This window comes from Streptomyces sp. NPDC038135, from assembly GCF_055601245.1.
Genome location: NZ_JBVJXS010000001.1, coordinates 420,646 through 436,481, shown reverse-complemented (window position 1 = coordinate 436,481; position 15,836 = coordinate 420,646). Strand labels below are relative to the sequence as shown.

At 73.5% G+C, this 15,836-nt stretch carries 10 protein-coding genes and 1 pseudogene; 4 read left to right on the top strand and 7 right to left on the bottom strand.

The features are described 5' to 3' along the window. Positions 1-8: 8 nt before the first annotated feature. Positions 9-3,212, bottom strand: coding sequence for a tetratricopeptide repeat protein (locus tag ACZ7JA_RS02045; protein WP_351671580.1), 3,204 nt, complete (start codon positions 3,210-3,212; stop codon positions 9-11). A 410-nt stretch (positions 3,213-3,622) separates the two neighbouring features. Here ACZ7JA_RS02045 and ACZ7JA_RS02040 point away from each other — a divergent pair. Then, positions 3,623-5,666 (top strand): annotated as a pseudogene (locus ACZ7JA_RS02040) (thioredoxin domain-containing protein). Between the two features lie 13 nt (positions 5,667-5,679). Here ACZ7JA_RS02040 and ACZ7JA_RS02035 read toward each other — a convergent pair. The 3 genes from ACZ7JA_RS02035 to trhA form a co-directional block, all read right to left on the bottom strand. Then, positions 5,680-6,411, bottom strand: a complete 732-nt coding sequence (locus tag ACZ7JA_RS02035) for a Mut7-C RNAse domain-containing protein (protein ID WP_389303891.1) — start codon at positions 6,409-6,411, stop codon at positions 5,680-5,682. 34 nt (positions 6,412-6,445) lie between these two features. Further along, positions 6,446-7,078, bottom strand: a complete 633-nt coding sequence (locus ACZ7JA_RS02030) for a TetR/AcrR family transcriptional regulator (RefSeq protein WP_470806849.1) — start codon at positions 7,076-7,078, stop codon at positions 6,446-6,448. A 73-nt stretch (positions 7,079-7,151) separates the two neighbouring features. Further along, positions 7,152-7,865 (bottom strand): PAQR family membrane homeostasis protein TrhA, encoded by a 714-nt coding sequence (gene trhA / locus ACZ7JA_RS02025; RefSeq protein ID WP_351671589.1) that lies wholly within the window; start codon positions 7,863-7,865, stop codon positions 7,152-7,154. Between the two features lie 279 nt (positions 7,866-8,144). On the opposite strand from trhA, the gene ACZ7JA_RS02020 reads away from it, so the two are divergent. Beyond that, complete coding sequence (locus ACZ7JA_RS02020) at positions 8,145-9,977, top strand: phosphoenolpyruvate carboxykinase (GTP) (RefSeq protein ID WP_470806847.1); 1,833 nt, start codon at positions 8,145-8,147, stop codon at positions 9,975-9,977. Between the two features lie 326 nt (positions 9,978-10,303). Here ACZ7JA_RS02020 and ACZ7JA_RS02015 read toward each other — a convergent pair whose 3' ends face one another. Together ACZ7JA_RS02015 and ACZ7JA_RS02010 are read right to left on the bottom strand one after the other, a co-directional pair. Beyond that, a complete protein-coding gene (locus ACZ7JA_RS02015; protein WP_470806846.1) occupies positions 10,304-10,723 on the bottom strand; it encodes an SCO4983 family protein in 420 nt (139 codons plus the stop codon). A gap of 305 nt (positions 10,724-11,028) precedes the next feature. Then, positions 11,029-12,240 carry a pyridoxal phosphate-dependent aminotransferase gene (locus ACZ7JA_RS02010; protein WP_351671597.1) on the bottom strand — a complete coding sequence of 404 codons (1,212 nt, stop codon included), beginning with the start codon at positions 12,238-12,240 and terminating at the stop codon, positions 11,029-11,031. Between the two features lie 199 nt (positions 12,241-12,439). Here ACZ7JA_RS02010 and ACZ7JA_RS02005 point away from each other — a divergent pair, with 199 nt between their 5' ends. Together ACZ7JA_RS02005 and ACZ7JA_RS02000 are read left to right on the top strand one after the other, a co-directional pair. After that, a complete protein-coding gene (locus tag ACZ7JA_RS02005) occupies positions 12,440-13,129 on the top strand; it encodes a hypothetical protein (protein ID WP_470806845.1) in 690 nt (229 codons plus the stop codon). A 211-nt stretch (positions 13,130-13,340) separates the two neighbouring features. After that, positions 13,341-14,174 (top strand): S1 family peptidase, encoded by an 834-nt coding sequence (locus ACZ7JA_RS02000; RefSeq protein ID WP_351671603.1) that lies wholly within the window; start codon positions 13,341-13,343, stop codon positions 14,172-14,174. Between the two features lie 46 nt (positions 14,175-14,220). On the opposite strand, the gene ACZ7JA_RS01995 is transcribed toward ACZ7JA_RS02000, so the two are convergent. Further along, positions 14,221-15,831: an N-acyl-D-amino-acid deacylase family protein gene (locus ACZ7JA_RS01995; protein WP_470806844.1), complete on the bottom strand. Its 1,611-nt coding sequence runs from the start codon at positions 15,829-15,831 to the stop codon at positions 14,221-14,223. Positions 15,832-15,836: the final 5 nt, after the last annotated feature.

Below are 15,836 nucleotides of genomic sequence, written 5' to 3'. Positions count from 1 at the left end.
CCGAGGGCTCAGTCCCGCTCCGGAACCGCCACTCCCATCACCTCCCGGGCGTGGCGGTCCGGGGTCATGCGCAGACGCCACGCCTGCCAGCCCGCCTCCAGGTTCACGCCCCGCTCCAGCAGCAGGGCGTAGGCCGGCACCCACTCGTCCAGCTTCTCGTCCCGCAGCGGATGCGAGGCCCGGGCGAGCTGGGCCAGCTCCTCCTGTGCGACCGCCGTGCCCACCTCCACCCCGCCCGGCGCCGCGTACGGCAGCAGGGTGCAGCGCAGGAACCGCGCCCAGTCCTCACCGCGGCGGTCGCCGTAGGACGTGAACAGGTTCAGCGCCTCGTCGCACAGCGCCAGCGCCTGCTGTATCCGGGCGTTGCCCGCGTCCACGACCGCCAGCTCCAGACAGCTCCAGGCCTCGCCGTGGGCGACGCCGATGCGCTGGAAGTCGGCGCGGGCGTCGACGAGGAGCTGCCGGGCGAAGCCGGAGTTGCGCAGCGAGCCGGTCTGCGCCGCCCGCTGGTCGCGGGTGACCCGCGCCGAGTGGTGCCGGGCGCAGGCCAGGCCGTAGACGTCCCGCATCCGGGAGAACATCTGCCGGGACCGCTCCAGCTCCCGGACCGCCTGGTCCAGCTCTCCCGTCTCCTCCAGCGCCTGCCCGAGGTGGAACAGCGTCCAGGCCTCGCCGCGCGCGTCCTCGTTCTCCCGGTGCCGCGCCGCCGCGCGCCGGAGGTCCTCCACGGCCGGCCCGGCGTCCCCGTCGACCAGCCGGGCCCGGGCGAGCTGGGTCAGCGCCCAGGCCTCGCCGCGCGCGTCGTGCGTCTGGCCGTAGCGCTCCAGGGCGGCCCGCAGCTCCGTCTCCGCCCTCGGCACGTCGCCCATGCGCAGGGCGAGCTGCCCGAGCTGGAAGTGCGCCCACGCCTCCCCGTGCACGGAGCCGCCCTGCCGGTGCAGGACCAGCGAGCGGGTGAGCAGGTCCAGGGCCTCCGCCAGCCGGGCCCGGTCCCGCTGCACCGCCGCCAGCGCGTGCATCGTCCAGGCCCGGTCGGTCGCCAGCTCCTCTGCGGCCTGCAGGTCCAGGGCCTCCTGCAGCCGGGCCGCGGCCTCGGTGAGGTTGCCCTGGTGGTGCAGGGTGATGCCGAGGGAGCACAGCGCGCGGGCCGCGCCCGCGTCGTGGTGGGCCTCCCGGTAGAGGTCGACCACGGAGGCCAGTGTGGTGCGCGCCTTGTCCAGCTCGCCGAGCTGCCGGGCCGCGATACCGGTGCGCCACTGCACGGAGCGCATCAGCAGGCCCTCGTCCACGGCCTGCGCAAGCTCGCTGATCTCACCGAGGCGGTAGAGGTCGCCGCGCAGCAGGCAGTAGTCGCACAGGGCGCCGAGCAGGTTCTGCACGGCGGTCTGGTCCACGCCCTCGGCGTGGCGCAGCGCGGCCGTGATGAAGCTGGACTCGTCGTCCAGCCAGCGCAGCGCCTCGTCCAGCGAGGTGAAGCCGTGCCCGCCGAACTGGTTCGAGCGCGTCGACATGTTGCCGTCGACCAGGCGCAGCACCGAGTCGGCCAGCTCCGAGTAGTTCACGATCAGCCGCTCCTGCGCGGCCGCCCGCTCGGCCGGGTCCTCCTCGTCCGCCAGCCGGGCCCGGGCGAAGGCCCGCACCAGGTCGTGCAGCCGGTAGCGGTCGCCGCGCACATGGTCGATCAGGCCGGCGTCCGCGAGGGCCGACAGATGCCGGGTGGCCTCCGGCTCGTCGGTGGCCAGCAGGGCGGCTGCGGCCGCCGCGCCGAGCGAGGCCCGGCCGGCCAGCGCCAGCCTGCGCAGCAGCCGGCGGGTGGCGTCGGGCTGGTCGGTGTAGCGCAGCCACAGCGCCCGCTCCACCGGCTCGACCGGGCCGTACGCGCCGAGGTCGGAGGCGAGCTGCCGGGAGGACCGCGGGCCGAGCGACGAGCCGGCGACGCGCAGCGCGAGCGGCAGCCCTCCGCACAACCGGCGCACCTGGTCGGCGGACTCCGCGTCGTACGGCCCCGAGGCGTCCTGCGCCGTCGCCGCCAGCAGTTCCTCGGCGCCCGCCGCGTCCAGCTCCCGCACCGGCAGGTGGTGCACCCAGGCACTGAGCTCGGCGGGCAGTTCGAGCGCGGTGCGGGCGGTGACCAGCACCAGGCTGTCGGAGTGCTCGGGCACCAGGGCGCGCACCTGCTCCGGGTCCGAGGCGTCGTCCAGCACAATGGTCACGGGAAGCCCGGTGAGGTGCCGGTGGTACAGCTCGGACAGCCGCTTGACCTGCTGGTCCGGGGAGGAACGCTCGCGGAACAGCAACTGCTCACGGGGCGCGCCGAGCCGGTTCAGCAGATGCAGCAGCGCGTCCCGGACGGGCAGCGGCGGCTCGTCCCTGCTGCCGCCGCGCAGGTCCACGACGACCGCCCCGCGGAAGTGGTCCCTGAGGTCGTGCGCCGCGCGGACCGCGAGCGTGGTGCGGCCCGAGCCGGGCTCGCCGTGCAGCACGACGACCGTCGGCCGGGTCTCGGTGGCCGCCCGGGCGGCCTGCGCCCACTGCCTGATCCGCGCCAGCTCCGGCCGCCGCCCCGCGAACGGTCCGTCGGGTTCGGGCAGTTGCCCGAAGGACTGCTCCAGCACCGTGCGCCTTCGGGCCGCCGCGCTCTTGTCGGCGCCGCGCAGCGCCGGGCCGGTCTTCTTCTTCGGCCCGGTCGAGGCGGTGAGCACCCGCTGCTGGTCGAGGAACGGGCGGATGCCGCGCACCTCCAGCGCGGTCAGCCACTGCAGCCGGAGCTGCTCAGGGCCCCCGGGCTGACCGGCCTCGCCCGCCCGGTGATGGGCGGCCGGCAGATGGGAGCCGGCCACCTTCACCACCGTCGCGGCGGCGCCCACCACGCCCACGGTGACGCCCGCGCCGACGGCGGTGCCGGCGCCGGTGCCCAGGGACAGGTCGGCGACCGCGGCGGCCACCGCGGCGACGGCGGCCACCAGCAGCGCCGTTCCCGCGCCCTCGCGCGCGTAGCGCTGGCCGAAGGTGACCCGGCCCGCCTCGGCCTCGTCGAGCGCGCGGACGTAGGTCTCGTACTCCTCGGCTGCCTGCTGCGCCATGGTGTCCAGCGAGCCGCGCGCCCGTGACAGCAGCGACTGCCCGTCGGTGCGGCCGCCGGAGCGCCGTACCTCCTCGTCCACGGCCCGCGCCAGCAGCCGCTCGGCCTCGGTCCGATGGCCGTCCCGCATGTCCCGTCCCCCTGTCGGCGTCAACTCCGTTGGCTAAGAGTGTCCTTCGGGGACCGCGGGTTGGCGAGGGGGCGACGATCAGCGAAGGCGTGCGGATTTGGTGACAACTCCCTTGTCGGCAGCCCGTTTCCGCGGTCACGACGAGAGGGTTTTCTCACCCGTACGCGTACCGCCGACCCTCCCGTCAGGGGCCGGCGCGGTGGCCCGGCGCAGCGCTCGCCCGGCCCGGGCCGGACGGCCGTCCCGCCGTTCCGCCGCACCGGCGGCCTCCACCGCCCGGCGGGCCGCGCTGGGCGCGGCCCCCCACTGCGTCCGGCCTCCCGCGGCACGCGCTGCGGGGTGGAATCCGCCGCCCGGGCGCCAGCCGTGCGTGCTGGGCCGGACGGCCCCGGCCGTGCGACGATGCTGGTATGAATCGACTGGCTCACTCCCAGTCGCCGTATCTCCTCCAGCACGCCGGCAATCCAGTGGATTGGTGGCCATGGGGAGAGGAGGCGATGCAAGAGGCCAAGAGGCGCGACGTTCCCATCCTTCTTTCGGTGGGCTATTCGTCGTGCCACTTAGCCGGCTGATCACTGGTGCCATGTCATGGCAGGTGAATCGTTCGAGGACCAGGCCACGGCCGACTACCTGAACGAGCACTACGTCAGCATCAAGGTCGACCGCGAGGAACGCCCCGACGTCGACGCGGTCTACATGGAGGCCGTCCAGGCGGCCACCGGTCAGGGCGGCTGGCCCATGACCGTGTTCCTCACGCCGGACGCCGAACCGTTCTACTTCGGCACCTACTTCCCGCCCGAGCCCCGGCACGGCATGCCCTCCTTCCGGCAGGTGCTGGAGGGCGTCCAGCATGCCTGGGCCGACCGGCGGGACGAGGTGGGCGAGGTCGCCGGCAAGATCGTGCGGGACCTCTCCCAGCGGGAGCTGGGCCACCAGGGCGCCGAGCCGCCCGGGGAACAGGAACTCGCCCAGGCGCTGCTCGCGCTCACCCGGGAGTACGACCCGCAGCGCGGCGGATTCGGCGGGGCGCCGAAGTTCCCGCCGTCGATGGTGCTGGAGTTCCTGCTGCGGCACCACGCGCGCACCGGCGCCGAGGGCGCCCTGCAGATGGCGTCCGACACCTGCGAGCGGATGGCCCGCGGAGGGATCTACGACCAGCTCGGCGGCGGCTTCGCCCGCTACTCCGTCGACCGCGACTGGATCGTGCCCCACTTCGAGAAGATGCTGTACGACAACGCGCTGCTGTGCCGGGTCTACGCGCACCTGTGGCGGGCGACGGGCTCCGAGCTCGCGCGGCGGGTCGCCCTGGAGACCGCCGACTTCATGGTCCGGGAACTGCGCACGGACGAGGGCGGGTTCGCCTCGGCCCTCGACGCGGACAGCGACGACGGCACCGGCGCCCACGTCGAAGGTGCCTACTACGTCTGGACCCCGCAGGAGCTGCGCGACGCCCTCGGCGAGGACGCCGAACGGGCCGCCCGGTACTTCGGGGTGACGGAGGAGGGCACCTTCGAGCACGGCCGGTCGGTGCTGCAACTTCCGCAGACCGAGGGCGTCTTCGACGCCGGGCAGGTGGCGTCGGTCAAGGAGCGCCTGCTGGCGCGGCGGGCGCTGCGCCCCGCCCCCGGCCGGGACGACAAGGTCGTCGCCGCCTGGAACGGGCTGGCGATCGCCGCGCTCGCCGAGACCGGCGCCTACTTCGACCGGCCCGACCTGGTCCGGGCGGCCGTCGCGGCCGCCGATCTCCTGGTCCGGGTGCACCTGGACGAGCACGCCCACCTCGCCCGGACCAGCCGGGACGGCCGGGTCGGGCCCAACACCGGGGTGCTGGAGGACTACGCCGACGTCGCCGAGGGCTTCCTCGCGCTCGCGTCCGTGACCGGGGAGGGCGTGTGGCTGGACTTCGCCGGACTGCTCCTCGACCAGGTGCCGGCCCGCTTCGGCGACTCCGGCGGCGCCCTGTACGACACCGCCGCCGACGCCGAGCAGCTCATCCGCCGGCCGCAGGACCCCACCGACAACGCCACCCCCTCCGGGTGGAGCGCCGCTGCGGGCGCCCTGCTGGGCTACGCCGCCCACACGGGCTCCGAGGTCCACCGCACCGCCGCCGAGCGGGCGCTGGGCGTCGTGAAGGCCCTGGGCCCGCGGGTGCCCCGGTTCATCGGCTGGGGCCTCGCCGTCGCCGAGGCGCTGCTCGACGGGCCCCGGGAGGTGGCGGTGGTCGGCCCGTCCCTCACCGACGAGGCGACGGCGGCCCTGCACCGCACGGCGCTGCTCGGCACCGCGCCGGGCGCGGTGGTCGCGGCCGGGCCCCCCGGCGGCGAGGAGTTCCCGCTGCTCGCCGACCGCCCGCTGGTGGACGGCCGGCCGGCGGCCTACGTCTGCCGGAACTTCACCTGCGACGCCCCGACGACGGACCCGGAGCGGCTCGGCCGGGCGCTGAGCACCGGCTGACCGGCGGGCGGCGTCAGCCCCGCCCGCTGAACTCCGCCAGGGCGCGCTCCACGATCGTCTCCAGCCGGTCGTGGTGCGCGCCCTTCCAGTAGGCGCGGCCGCAGTCGCCGCACCGGGCGAAGACGTCGTACGTGTGCCGGGTGCCGTGCTCCAGCTGGTCGGCGACCTCCTCCTTGGTGGCCTCCGCCAGCAGGCCGTTGCACGCGGTGCAGCGGGTCCAGGGGCGCAGCTCGGGGGCGAAGCGCTCCAGGACGTCGCGGAGCTGGTCCTCGGGGCGGGTGCTGTAGACGTACGCGCCGGCCCACAGCTCGCGGCGGCGCAGCAGCCCCCGGTCGCGGCTGAGCATGACCCGCTGCTCGCCGGCCGAGCGCGCGGCCAGCGCCGGGTCGCCGATGTCGGTCGACTCGTACGCCGTGTCCACGCCGAGCAGGCGCAGCCGGCGGGCGAGGGTGCCGAGGTGGACGTCGAGCAGGAAGCGGAGCGGGGCGCCGGTGACCCGCTGGGGGCGGGTCACCGAGCGGACCTCCACCTCATCGCCCGCGACCGGGACGTACGAGGTGGGCACCTGGCGGCCGCCGACCCACAGGGAGCCGACCTCGGTCAGCGGGACGCCCGCCGACTCGACGACGTGGCCGAGGGTCGAGACGCCGTCGGTGGTGAGGGCGGTGGCGCCCCGGCGCCGAGCGCTCGGGACGAACAGGGCCAGGCCGGGGGCGAACTCGACGTGGATCTCGGGACCGTTCACCCGGTCAGGATGACACGGCGCGGTACGCCGGGGCTCACGGATTTCCGCCGGGCAGGCCGTGCTCCAGGACGTCCAGGGCCCGCCGCACGAGGTCGCGCAGATCGTCCTCGAAGTCGTTCTCCGCCCAGGCGAGGTAGACCTCCAGCAGGCCGCCGGCCAGGGACATCGCGTGGACGCGCGCCTCCAGGCCGTCCGGGTCGAGGCCGGTCCGCCCGGCGAGGGCGCCGCGCAGCAGCCGCCCGGTCTCCGCCACGCTCTCCATCATCCGGGAGCGGACGGCGGGGACGTCGACGCCGAGGCGCGCCCGCATCCGCAGCACCCCGGGGTCCTGCCGCGCCATCACGTCGACGGCCCGGTCCGTCACGTACCGCAGCGAGTCCGTCCACGGCTCGCCGGCCGGGCGGGCCAGCAACTCCCGCACCAGCAGCGGGCCGTACCCGTCCGTGAGGACGATGTCCTCCTTGGCCGGGAAGTACCGGAAGACGGTCGACGGCGACACCTCGGCCCGCTCGGCGATCTGCTCGATCGTCGTGGCGTCGTACCCCTGCTCCCCGACCAGCGCGTACGTCGCGGTGCGGATCGCCTCGCGGGTCTTGAGCTTCTTGCGTTCCCGCAGGCCAGGCCGGGGACGGCCGGCGGGGGAGTGGGGGGAGGGTGCTGCCGTCATACCGGTCATTGTCCGGCACCGCGGCCCGGAGGCGACCGTGCCCGGCGCCGGGCGGGCGTAGGCGCCCGGGCGCCTACGCGTGCTGGTACGCGACCAGCGAGATGCCGACGTAGTGGACGACGAAGGCGGCGAGGGTGAGGGAGTGGAATACCTCGTGGAAGCCGAACCAGCGCGGTGAGGGGTTCGGCCGCTTGATGCCGTAGACCACGCCCCCGGCGCTGTACAGCAGGCCGCCGACGACGACCAGCACCAGGACGGCGATGCCGCCGCTGCGCATGAAGTCGGGCAGGAAGAAGACCGCCGCCCAGCCCATCGCGATGTAGCAGGGCGTGTACAGCCAGCGCGGGGCGCCGACCCAGAAGACGCGGAAGAGGATGCCCGCGGCGGCAGCGGTCCAGATGCCCCACAGCAGCCACTGACCCTTGGCGCCGGGCAGGAGCAGCATGGTCAGCGGTGTGTAGGTGCCCGCGATGATCAGGAAGATGTTGGCGTGGTCCAGCCGGCGCAGGACGCCGTCCATCCGCGGGCTCCAGTTGCCCCGGTGGTAGAGCGCGCTGACGCCGAAGAGCAGGCAGGCCGTCAGGGCGTAGACGCCGCACGCGATCCGGCCTCTGCTGGAGTCGGCGAGGGCGGTGAGCACGAGCCCCGCGACGAGCGCGGCGGGGAACATTCCGAGGTGCAGCCAGCCGCGCAGCCTGGGCTTGACCGGGTGCGGCAGGGTGAGCGCCACGGGACCGCGGCCGGCGGCCGGCGTGTCGTTGGGCGCGTCGGGGACGGGCGCAGTCATGCCCGGCATGGTACCTACGGCCCCGTAAGTCGCCTGTCAGCGCACCCCCAAGAGGGCCCCAACGCAAAAAGTCCTTCTGTCGAACTTCATGTGGACGCAAAAAACCGCGGTAAGCGTGGCGTTCCTCACGTTGCTCACTTGTGATGCCCTCTGGACAGATGGGCACTAGAATCGGATGATCAAATGAGTGCGGTCGGCACCGGATGAGCGGCTACGAAGCGTCCGGGTCGAGGCCCCCACGGGGCGACAAGACAAAAAATCCCTCATTTAGGAGCAATCGTGGCGCGCGACATCGCGGCTCCCACCGGCGTCCCCACCAACCACCAGGAACTGATCTCGTGGGTCAACGAGATCGTCGAACTGACGCAGCCGGACAGCGTGGTCTGGTGTGACGGATCCGAGGCCGAGTACGAGCGGCTGTGCGAGGAGCTCGTCCAGAAGGGCACCTTCCGCAAGCTCGACCCGATCAAGCGCCCCAACTCCTACTACGCGGCCTCCGACCCCACCGACGTCGCACGCGTCGAGGACCGGACCTTCATCTGCTCCGCCAAGGAGGAGGACGCCGGCCCGACCAACCACTGGAAGGCCCCGGACGAGATGCGGGAGATCTTCCAGGGCTCCGGCGGCGAGGGCGGCGTCTTCCGCGGCTCGATGAGGGGCCGGACGATGTACGTCGTCCCGTTCTGCATGGGCCCGCTGGGCTCCCCGCTCTCCGCGATCGGCGTCGAGATCACCGACTCCGCCTACGTCGCGGTCTCCATGCGCACCATGACCCGCATGGGACAGCCGGTCCTCGACGAGCTCGGCGACAGCGGCTTCTTCGTCAAGGCCGTGCACACCGTCGGCGCCCCGCTGGAGGACGGCCAGGAGGACGTCCCCTGGCCGTGCAACTCCACCAAGTACATCTCCCACTTCCCCGAGGACCGCGAGATCTGGTCCTACGGCTCCGGCTACGGCGGCAACGCCCTGCTCGGCAAGAAGTGCTACGCGCTGCGCATCGCCTCCGTCATGGCCCGCGACGAGGGCTGGCTGGCCGAGCACATGCTGATCCTCAAGCTCACCCCGCCGCAGGGTGAGTCCAAGTACGTCGCCGCCGCCTTCCCGAGCGCCTGCGGCAAGACCAACCTCGCCATGCTGGAGCCGACGGTCTCCGGCTGGACCGTGGAGACCATCGGCGACGACATCGCCTGGATGCGCTTCGGCGAGGACGGCCGGCTGTACGCGATCAACCCCGAGGCCGGCTTCTTCGGCGTCGCCCCCGGCACCGGCGAGCACACCAACGCCAACGCGATGAAGACGCTGTGGGGCAACTCGGTCTTCACCAACGTGGCGCTGACGGACGACAACGACGTGTGGTGGGAGGGGATGACGGAGGAGACCCCGGCCCATCTCACCGACTGGAAGGGCAACTCCTGGACGCCCGAGTCCGGTACGCCCGCCGCCCACCCCAACGCCCGCTTCACCACCCCGGCCTCGCAGTGCCCGATCATCGCGCCGGAGTGGGAGGACCCCAAGGGCGTGCCGATCTCGGCGATCCTCTTCGGCGGCCGCCGGGCCAGCGCGGTGCCGCTGGTGACGGAGTCCTTCGACTGGAACCACGGTGTCTTCCTGGGCGCCAACGTGGCCTCCGAGAAGACGGCCGCCGCCGAGGGCAAGGTCGGTGAGCTGCGCCGCGACCCGTTCGCCATGCTGCCGTTCTGCGGCTACAACATGGGCGACTACATGGGTCACTGGGTCGACGTGGCCAAGGACAAGGACCAGTCCAAGCTCCCGAAGATCTACTACGTCAACTGGTTCCGCAAGAACGACGAGGGCAAGTTCGTCTGGCCGGGCTTCGGCGAGAACAGCCGCGTCCTGAAGTGGATCGTGGACCGGCTGGACGGCAGGGCCGAGGGCGTCGAGACCCCCATCGGCGTCCTGCCGACCAAGGAGGCGCTGGACACCGACGGCCTCGACCTGTCCGACTCCGACCTGGACTTCCTGCTCACGGTCGACAAGGAGGTCTGGCGCGAGGAGGCCGCCCTGGTCCCCGACCACCTCAACACCTTCGGCGACCACACCCCGAAGGAGCTGTGGGACCAGTACCACGCGCTGGTGCGGCGCCTGGGCTGAGACCCGCACCCCATGACTCCACGGCCGGTCCGGATGCCCTGACCAGCGATCGTCACGGCCGGCCGTGGTGACAACCCCGACGGGGCCCCGCACAAAGGCGTGCGGGGCCCCGTCGCGCGTCCTCTCGCCGCCCGTTCACGGCGCCTGCCGGCATCCCACCGGCACCGGCGGAGCGCCCGATCAAGCGGGTAAGGGGCGCAGTGGGCGCGACGGCACCGGCGACGGCGGACGTCCGCCGCCGAGTGCGACCGGATGTGTGGCACCCGGTCCGCGCGTCGCTGCAGGATGCGCGCGGACCGGGGCCGATCGGGGGACCCCGGGCGGGGTCAGCGGGCCGGGCTGAGCTCCCTCGGCCCGGCCAGGGCGGCGGCGTGCGCGTCCATCCGCTCGGCGGACAGGATCGCGGCCGCCGTGTCGGCGCGGGAGGCGGCGACCACCAGGGCGCGGCCCGCGAGGGCGTGCGCCCGGCGGTGCAGGCCCGCCGGCTCACCGGCGGCGGTGGGCTGGGCGCGCAGCGGCGCGCTGCCGCCGCGCAGCCGGGTCACCTGGGCCGCGAGCCGCTCGGCGGCCGCGTCCAGAGCGGCGGAGGGGGTCAGGGCCCGCAGTTCGTCCGTGACGGCGAGCAGGGCCGCGAGATGCCCGGCGAGCTGGATGTCCAGCTCCTCCTCGCGCGAGCGGTGCGGGAAGTCGGAAGGATCGCCGGCCATCGTGCTGTGGACCGACTTGGTGCGGATCGGTTCGTACATGGGGATGGCCTCCTGTGCTCTGACAGGAAGCCATCCTAGCTTGGATTTCGTCTAAAGTTGAGTCGGGTCACGGATCGCGGCCCTCCGGCTACCGTCGGCAGGGACCGCGGGCGCTCCGGCGACGGGCGCTAGGCCGTGTCCGCAAAGTCGCGTCTGCGTCACGACGCCCGGCACGCACTCTCGCCGCACCGGCCGAAAGCCCGAGTACACCCAGTACGAGGGCATCCGGCCGGCCCGCCGAGAGCACGCACCGGACGCCGCGACGCCCGCCCTGCGGGCGGACGACGCGACTTCGCGGACACGACCTAGGGCTGGCCGTAGCCGTCCAGGAAGGTTCCGATCCGGGTCACCGCGTCCCGGAGGTCGCCGGCGCTGGGCAGCGTCACCACCCGGAAGTGGTCCGGCTCGGGCCAGTTGAACCCGGTGCCCTGGACGACCATGATCTTCTCCTGGCGCAGCAGGTCCAGCACCATCCGCCGGTCGTCCTTGATCTTGAAGACCTGCGGGTCCAGGCGCGGGAACAGGTACAGCGCGCCCTTGGGGCGGACGCAGCTCACGCCCGGGATCTGGGTCAGCAGCTCGTAGGCGACGTCCATCTGCTCCTTGAGCCGGCCGCCCGGCAGCACCAGCTCGTTGATCGTCTGCCGGCCGCTGAGCGCGGCCACGACCCCGTGCTGGCCCGGCATGTTCGCGCACAGGCGCATGTTCGCCAGGATCGTCAGGCCCTCGATGTAGGAGTCGGCGTGGGCGCGCGGACCCGAGATCGACATCCAGCCGACGCGGTAGCCGGCCACCCGGTAGGCCTTGGACATGCCGTTGAAGGTGAGGGTCAGCAGATCGGGGGCGACCTTCGCGGTCGGGGTGTGCGTGGCGCCGTCGTAGAGGATCTTGTCGTAGATCTCGTCCGAGCAGACCAGCAGGTTGTGCCGGCGGGCGATGTCGGTCAGGCCCTTGAGCACCGCCTCGTCGTACACCGCGCCCGTGGGGTTGTTCGGGTTGATGATGACGATCGCCTTGGTGCGGTCGGTGACCTTGCGCTCGACGTCGGCGAGGTCGGGCATCCAGTCGGACTGCTCGTCGCAGCGGTAGTGCACGGCGGTGCCGCCGGACAGGGACACGGCCGCCGTCCACAGCGGGTAGTCCGGGGCCGGGACGAGCACCTCGTCGCCGTCGTCCAGCAGGCCCTGCATCGCCATCACGATCAGCTCGGAGACGCCGTTGCCGATGTAGACGTGCTCGACGTCCGTCTCGATGCCGATGGTCTGGTTGTGCATGACGACCGCGCGCCGGGCGGCCAGCAGGCCCTTGGCGTCGCCGTAGCCGTGCGCGCCGGAGACGTTGCGCAGGATGTCCTCGAGGATCTCCGGCGGGCACTCGAAGCCGAAGGCGGCCGGATTGCCCGTGTTGAGCTTCAGGATGCGGTGCCCGGCCGCCTCCAGGCGCATCGCCTCCTCGAGAACCGGGCCCCGGATCTCGTAACAGACGTTGGCGAGCTTGGTCGACTGGATCACCTGCATGTCCGTGAGCTTACGACCCGGTAACGGCTCATGGGTGGTGTCTTCCGCCACTTGAGACGGTGTGGTTTGCCTTGTTATCGGCGGTAGCTGTCTCAGGAGTCGCTCGCGTCCCTAGAATGCGCCGGTGCGCCGAGGCCGCTGACGTGCCCGGTGCGGCAGGGGACGGCGCGAAGACGGGCCGGGCAAGGGGAGGGCGGGGTTGTACGAGGCGCACGGTGGCGGCGGCGAACCGGAGGTTCAGCCGAACGTGTACCACCCGCAGACGGCCGCGGCCCCCTCGTACGAGGAGTACGCCGACCCCGCCGCCGCCCACGGCTGGCAGAACGCCTACGACGAGACCCGCGAGCTGCCCGCCGTCGCCGGACCGCCCGGACCCGCCGGGCCCTCCGCCCCCGTGGCGGGCCGCGTGGACGGCGGCCGCCGCGACCGGCGGCGCAAGCGGCGGGCGCCCGCCCGCCGCCGGACGGCGGTCGTCGCCGGCGGCCTCGGCGCGGCCGGCGCGGTGGCGTTGATCGCGGTGCTCGCCTGGCCTGACGGCGGCCCGTCCGGCCCCCGCCCGGCGGGCGACGGGCCCGCCCGTGTCCCCGGCGCCGCGACCACCCCCGCGGACTCCTCCGGCCCCGCGTCGAGCGCGCCCGGCGCCGGGTCCGGCCTTCCCGCGACGCCGTCGTCCACCGCGCCCGCCGCCGACGGTCCGGCGGCCACCGGCGCCGCCCGTCCCACGGCATCCGCCACGTCCGCCGCGCCCGGCTCCCCGGCCGCCACGGCCTCCGCCGTCCCCGCCAGCCGCACGCCCGCGCCCTCGTCCGCCACGCCGACGGAGTCCGGCTGGGGCACCCCGGGCGGCGGCCGGGGACACGGCCACGGCGCGACCAAGCGCCCCCGGTAGCGGGAGACGGCCGTAACGCGCCGTCAAGTGGGTAGGGGTGGCAGGCGAGTTGCGGCCCGCCGTCCGACAAACGTGCGCGTATGCCCCGGGCGGTCATGTCGTCGCATACAACTGCTTGCCCCCGCACGCCCCTCTCATGAGAATGCTCATGACAAGACGCAAGGCGGCCGGAAGATCTCCGGTCGCCCAAGTCGTAAGAGGGGACCCCCACATGAACAAGCCTCTCCTGGCCGCGCTCTCCTCCCTGGCCATCGCCGGGCTGGGCGCGACCCCGGCGGTCGCCGCACCGCAGGCCAAGGCGGCCAACGCGGTGACCGTCAACTTCGCCGGGACCGTCTCGCTCAGCAACTGCTCCGGCTCGGTCATCCGCTTCCCCAACTCCGCGGACACCGACCCGGCGCTCGTGCTGACCAACGGCCACTGCCTGGAGACCGGCTTCCCGGCGCCCGGCCAGGTCATCACCGGCCAGTCCTCCAGCCGCAGCTTCGGTCTGCTGAACTCCTCCGGCAGCAAGGTCGCCACGCTCCGCGCCAACCAGGTCGTCTACTCGACCATGACGGACACCGACGTCACGATCTACCGCACCACCACCACCTACGCGGCCATCAAGAGCTCGTACGGCATCAGCCCGCTCACCATGCAGGACACCCACCCGGTCGCGGGCACCGCCATCAAGGTCGTCTCCGGCTACTGGAAGCGGATCTACAGCTGCAACATCGACGGCTTCGTGTACCGCCTGAAGGAGGGCGACTGGACCTGGAAGGACTCGGTCCGCTACACCTCCGCGTGCAACACCATCGGCGGCACCTCGGGTTCGCCGGTGATCGACACCGCAACCGGCAAGGTCGTCGCCGTCAACAACACGGGCAACGAGGACGGCCAGCGCTGCACCGAGAACAACCCGTGCGAGGTCGACCAGAGCGGCAACGTCACCGTCCGCCAGGGCATCAACTACGCCGAGGAGACCTACAACATCCCGGCCTGCTTCACCACCGGCAACAAGCTGAACCTGAGCGCGTCCGGCTGCACCCTGCCCAAGCCGTAGCGTCCGCCGCCACGGCCCCCGTCCGGGCCGTGGCGGGCCCGGGCGGTCACACCGGCGTCCGGCGGACCGCCCGGCCCGCCAGCACGTCCGTGCGGCGGCCGTCCTCGATCGCGAGCCGGCCGTCGACCAGCACGTACGGAATCCCGGCCGGGAGCACGCGGGGCTCGGCGAAGGTGGCGCCGGAGGCGACGGTGTCCGGGTCGAACAGCACCAGGTCGGCCCGGTAGCCCTCGCGCACCAGGCCCCGGTCCGGCAGCCGCAGCCGGGCCGCGGGCCGCGCGGTGAGATGGGCGACGCACTCCTCCAGCGTCAGCACGCCCGCCTCCCGCACGTAGTGCCCGAGGTAGCGGGGGAAGGTGCCGTAGGCCCGCGGATGCGGCTTCGCGCCCCGCAGGATGCCGTCGGAGCCGCCGGTGTGGGCGCGGTGCCGCATGATCGCGCGGACGTTCTCCTCGTGGCCGACGTGCTGCAGGATCGTCGTGCCGAGCCGGTCCTCGACCAGCAGCCGGCGGGCGGTCGTCCAGGGGTCCTCGCCGCGTGCGTCCGCCGACTCCCGCACGGTCCGCCCGACATGGTCCGCCAGAGCCGGGACGGTCACCCCGGAGATCTCGATCGTGTCCCACTCCACCGGCACGCCGTGGCAGCCGTCCGAGCCGGTGACCTCGAGGTCGTGCCGGACGCGCTCGGCGGTCGCCGGGTCGGCGAGCCGGGTCAGGATCCCCTCCGGTCCGCCCTCGCCCGCCCAGCTCGGCAGCAGCGCGGCGAGGGTGGTGCAGCCGGGGGTGTACGGATAGCTGTCCAGGGTGATGTCGGCGCCGGCGTCCAGCGCCCGGTCGAGCAGGGCGAGGAGTTCGGGCGCGCGCCCCTCGTTCACGCCGAAGTTCATCGTCGCGTGGGCCAGGTGCAGCGGGCACCCCGCCTTCCGGGTCAGCTCCACCATCTCGGCGTACGCCTCCAGGGCGCCGGCGCCGTAGGACCGGTGGTGCGGGCAGTAGTAGCCGCCGTACGAGGCCACCACCCGGCACAGCTCGGTCAGTTCGGCGTCGTCGGCGTACATGCCGGGCGTGTAGGTGAGCCCGGAGGACAGGCCGACCGCGCCCTGCTCCAGGCCCTCCGCCACCAGCCGCCGCATCCGGTCCAGCTCCGCGCCGGTCGCCGGGCGGTCCTCCCAGCCGACGGCCATCGCGCGGACCGTGCCCTGCGGGACCAGGTAGGCCGCGTTCACGGCGATCCCGCGGTCGAGGCGGTCCAGGTACTCGCCGACCGTGCGCCAGTCGAGGTCGACGTCGTCGCCGTACCCGTTCCAGCCGGTGATCGCGCGGCGGACCTCGGCCAGCGTGCGGTCGTCCACCGGCGCGTACGACAGCCCGTCCTGCCCGACGACCTCGAGCGTCACGCCCTGGGCGAGCTTCGCGCTGTGGTCCGGGTCGCGCAGCAGGGCCAGGTCGGAGTGGGCGTGCATGTCGATGAAGCCGGGGGACAGGACGAGCCCCTCCGCGTCCAGCTCCCGCCGTGCCCGGGGCCGTTGGCAGCCCGCCGCCGCGGCCTCCTTGACGATGGAGACGATCCGGCCGCCGTCGACCACCACGTCGGCCCGGTAGGAGTCGGCGCCGCTGCCGTCGACGACGTCCGCGTCCCGGATGACCAGCTCCTCCACGGTGC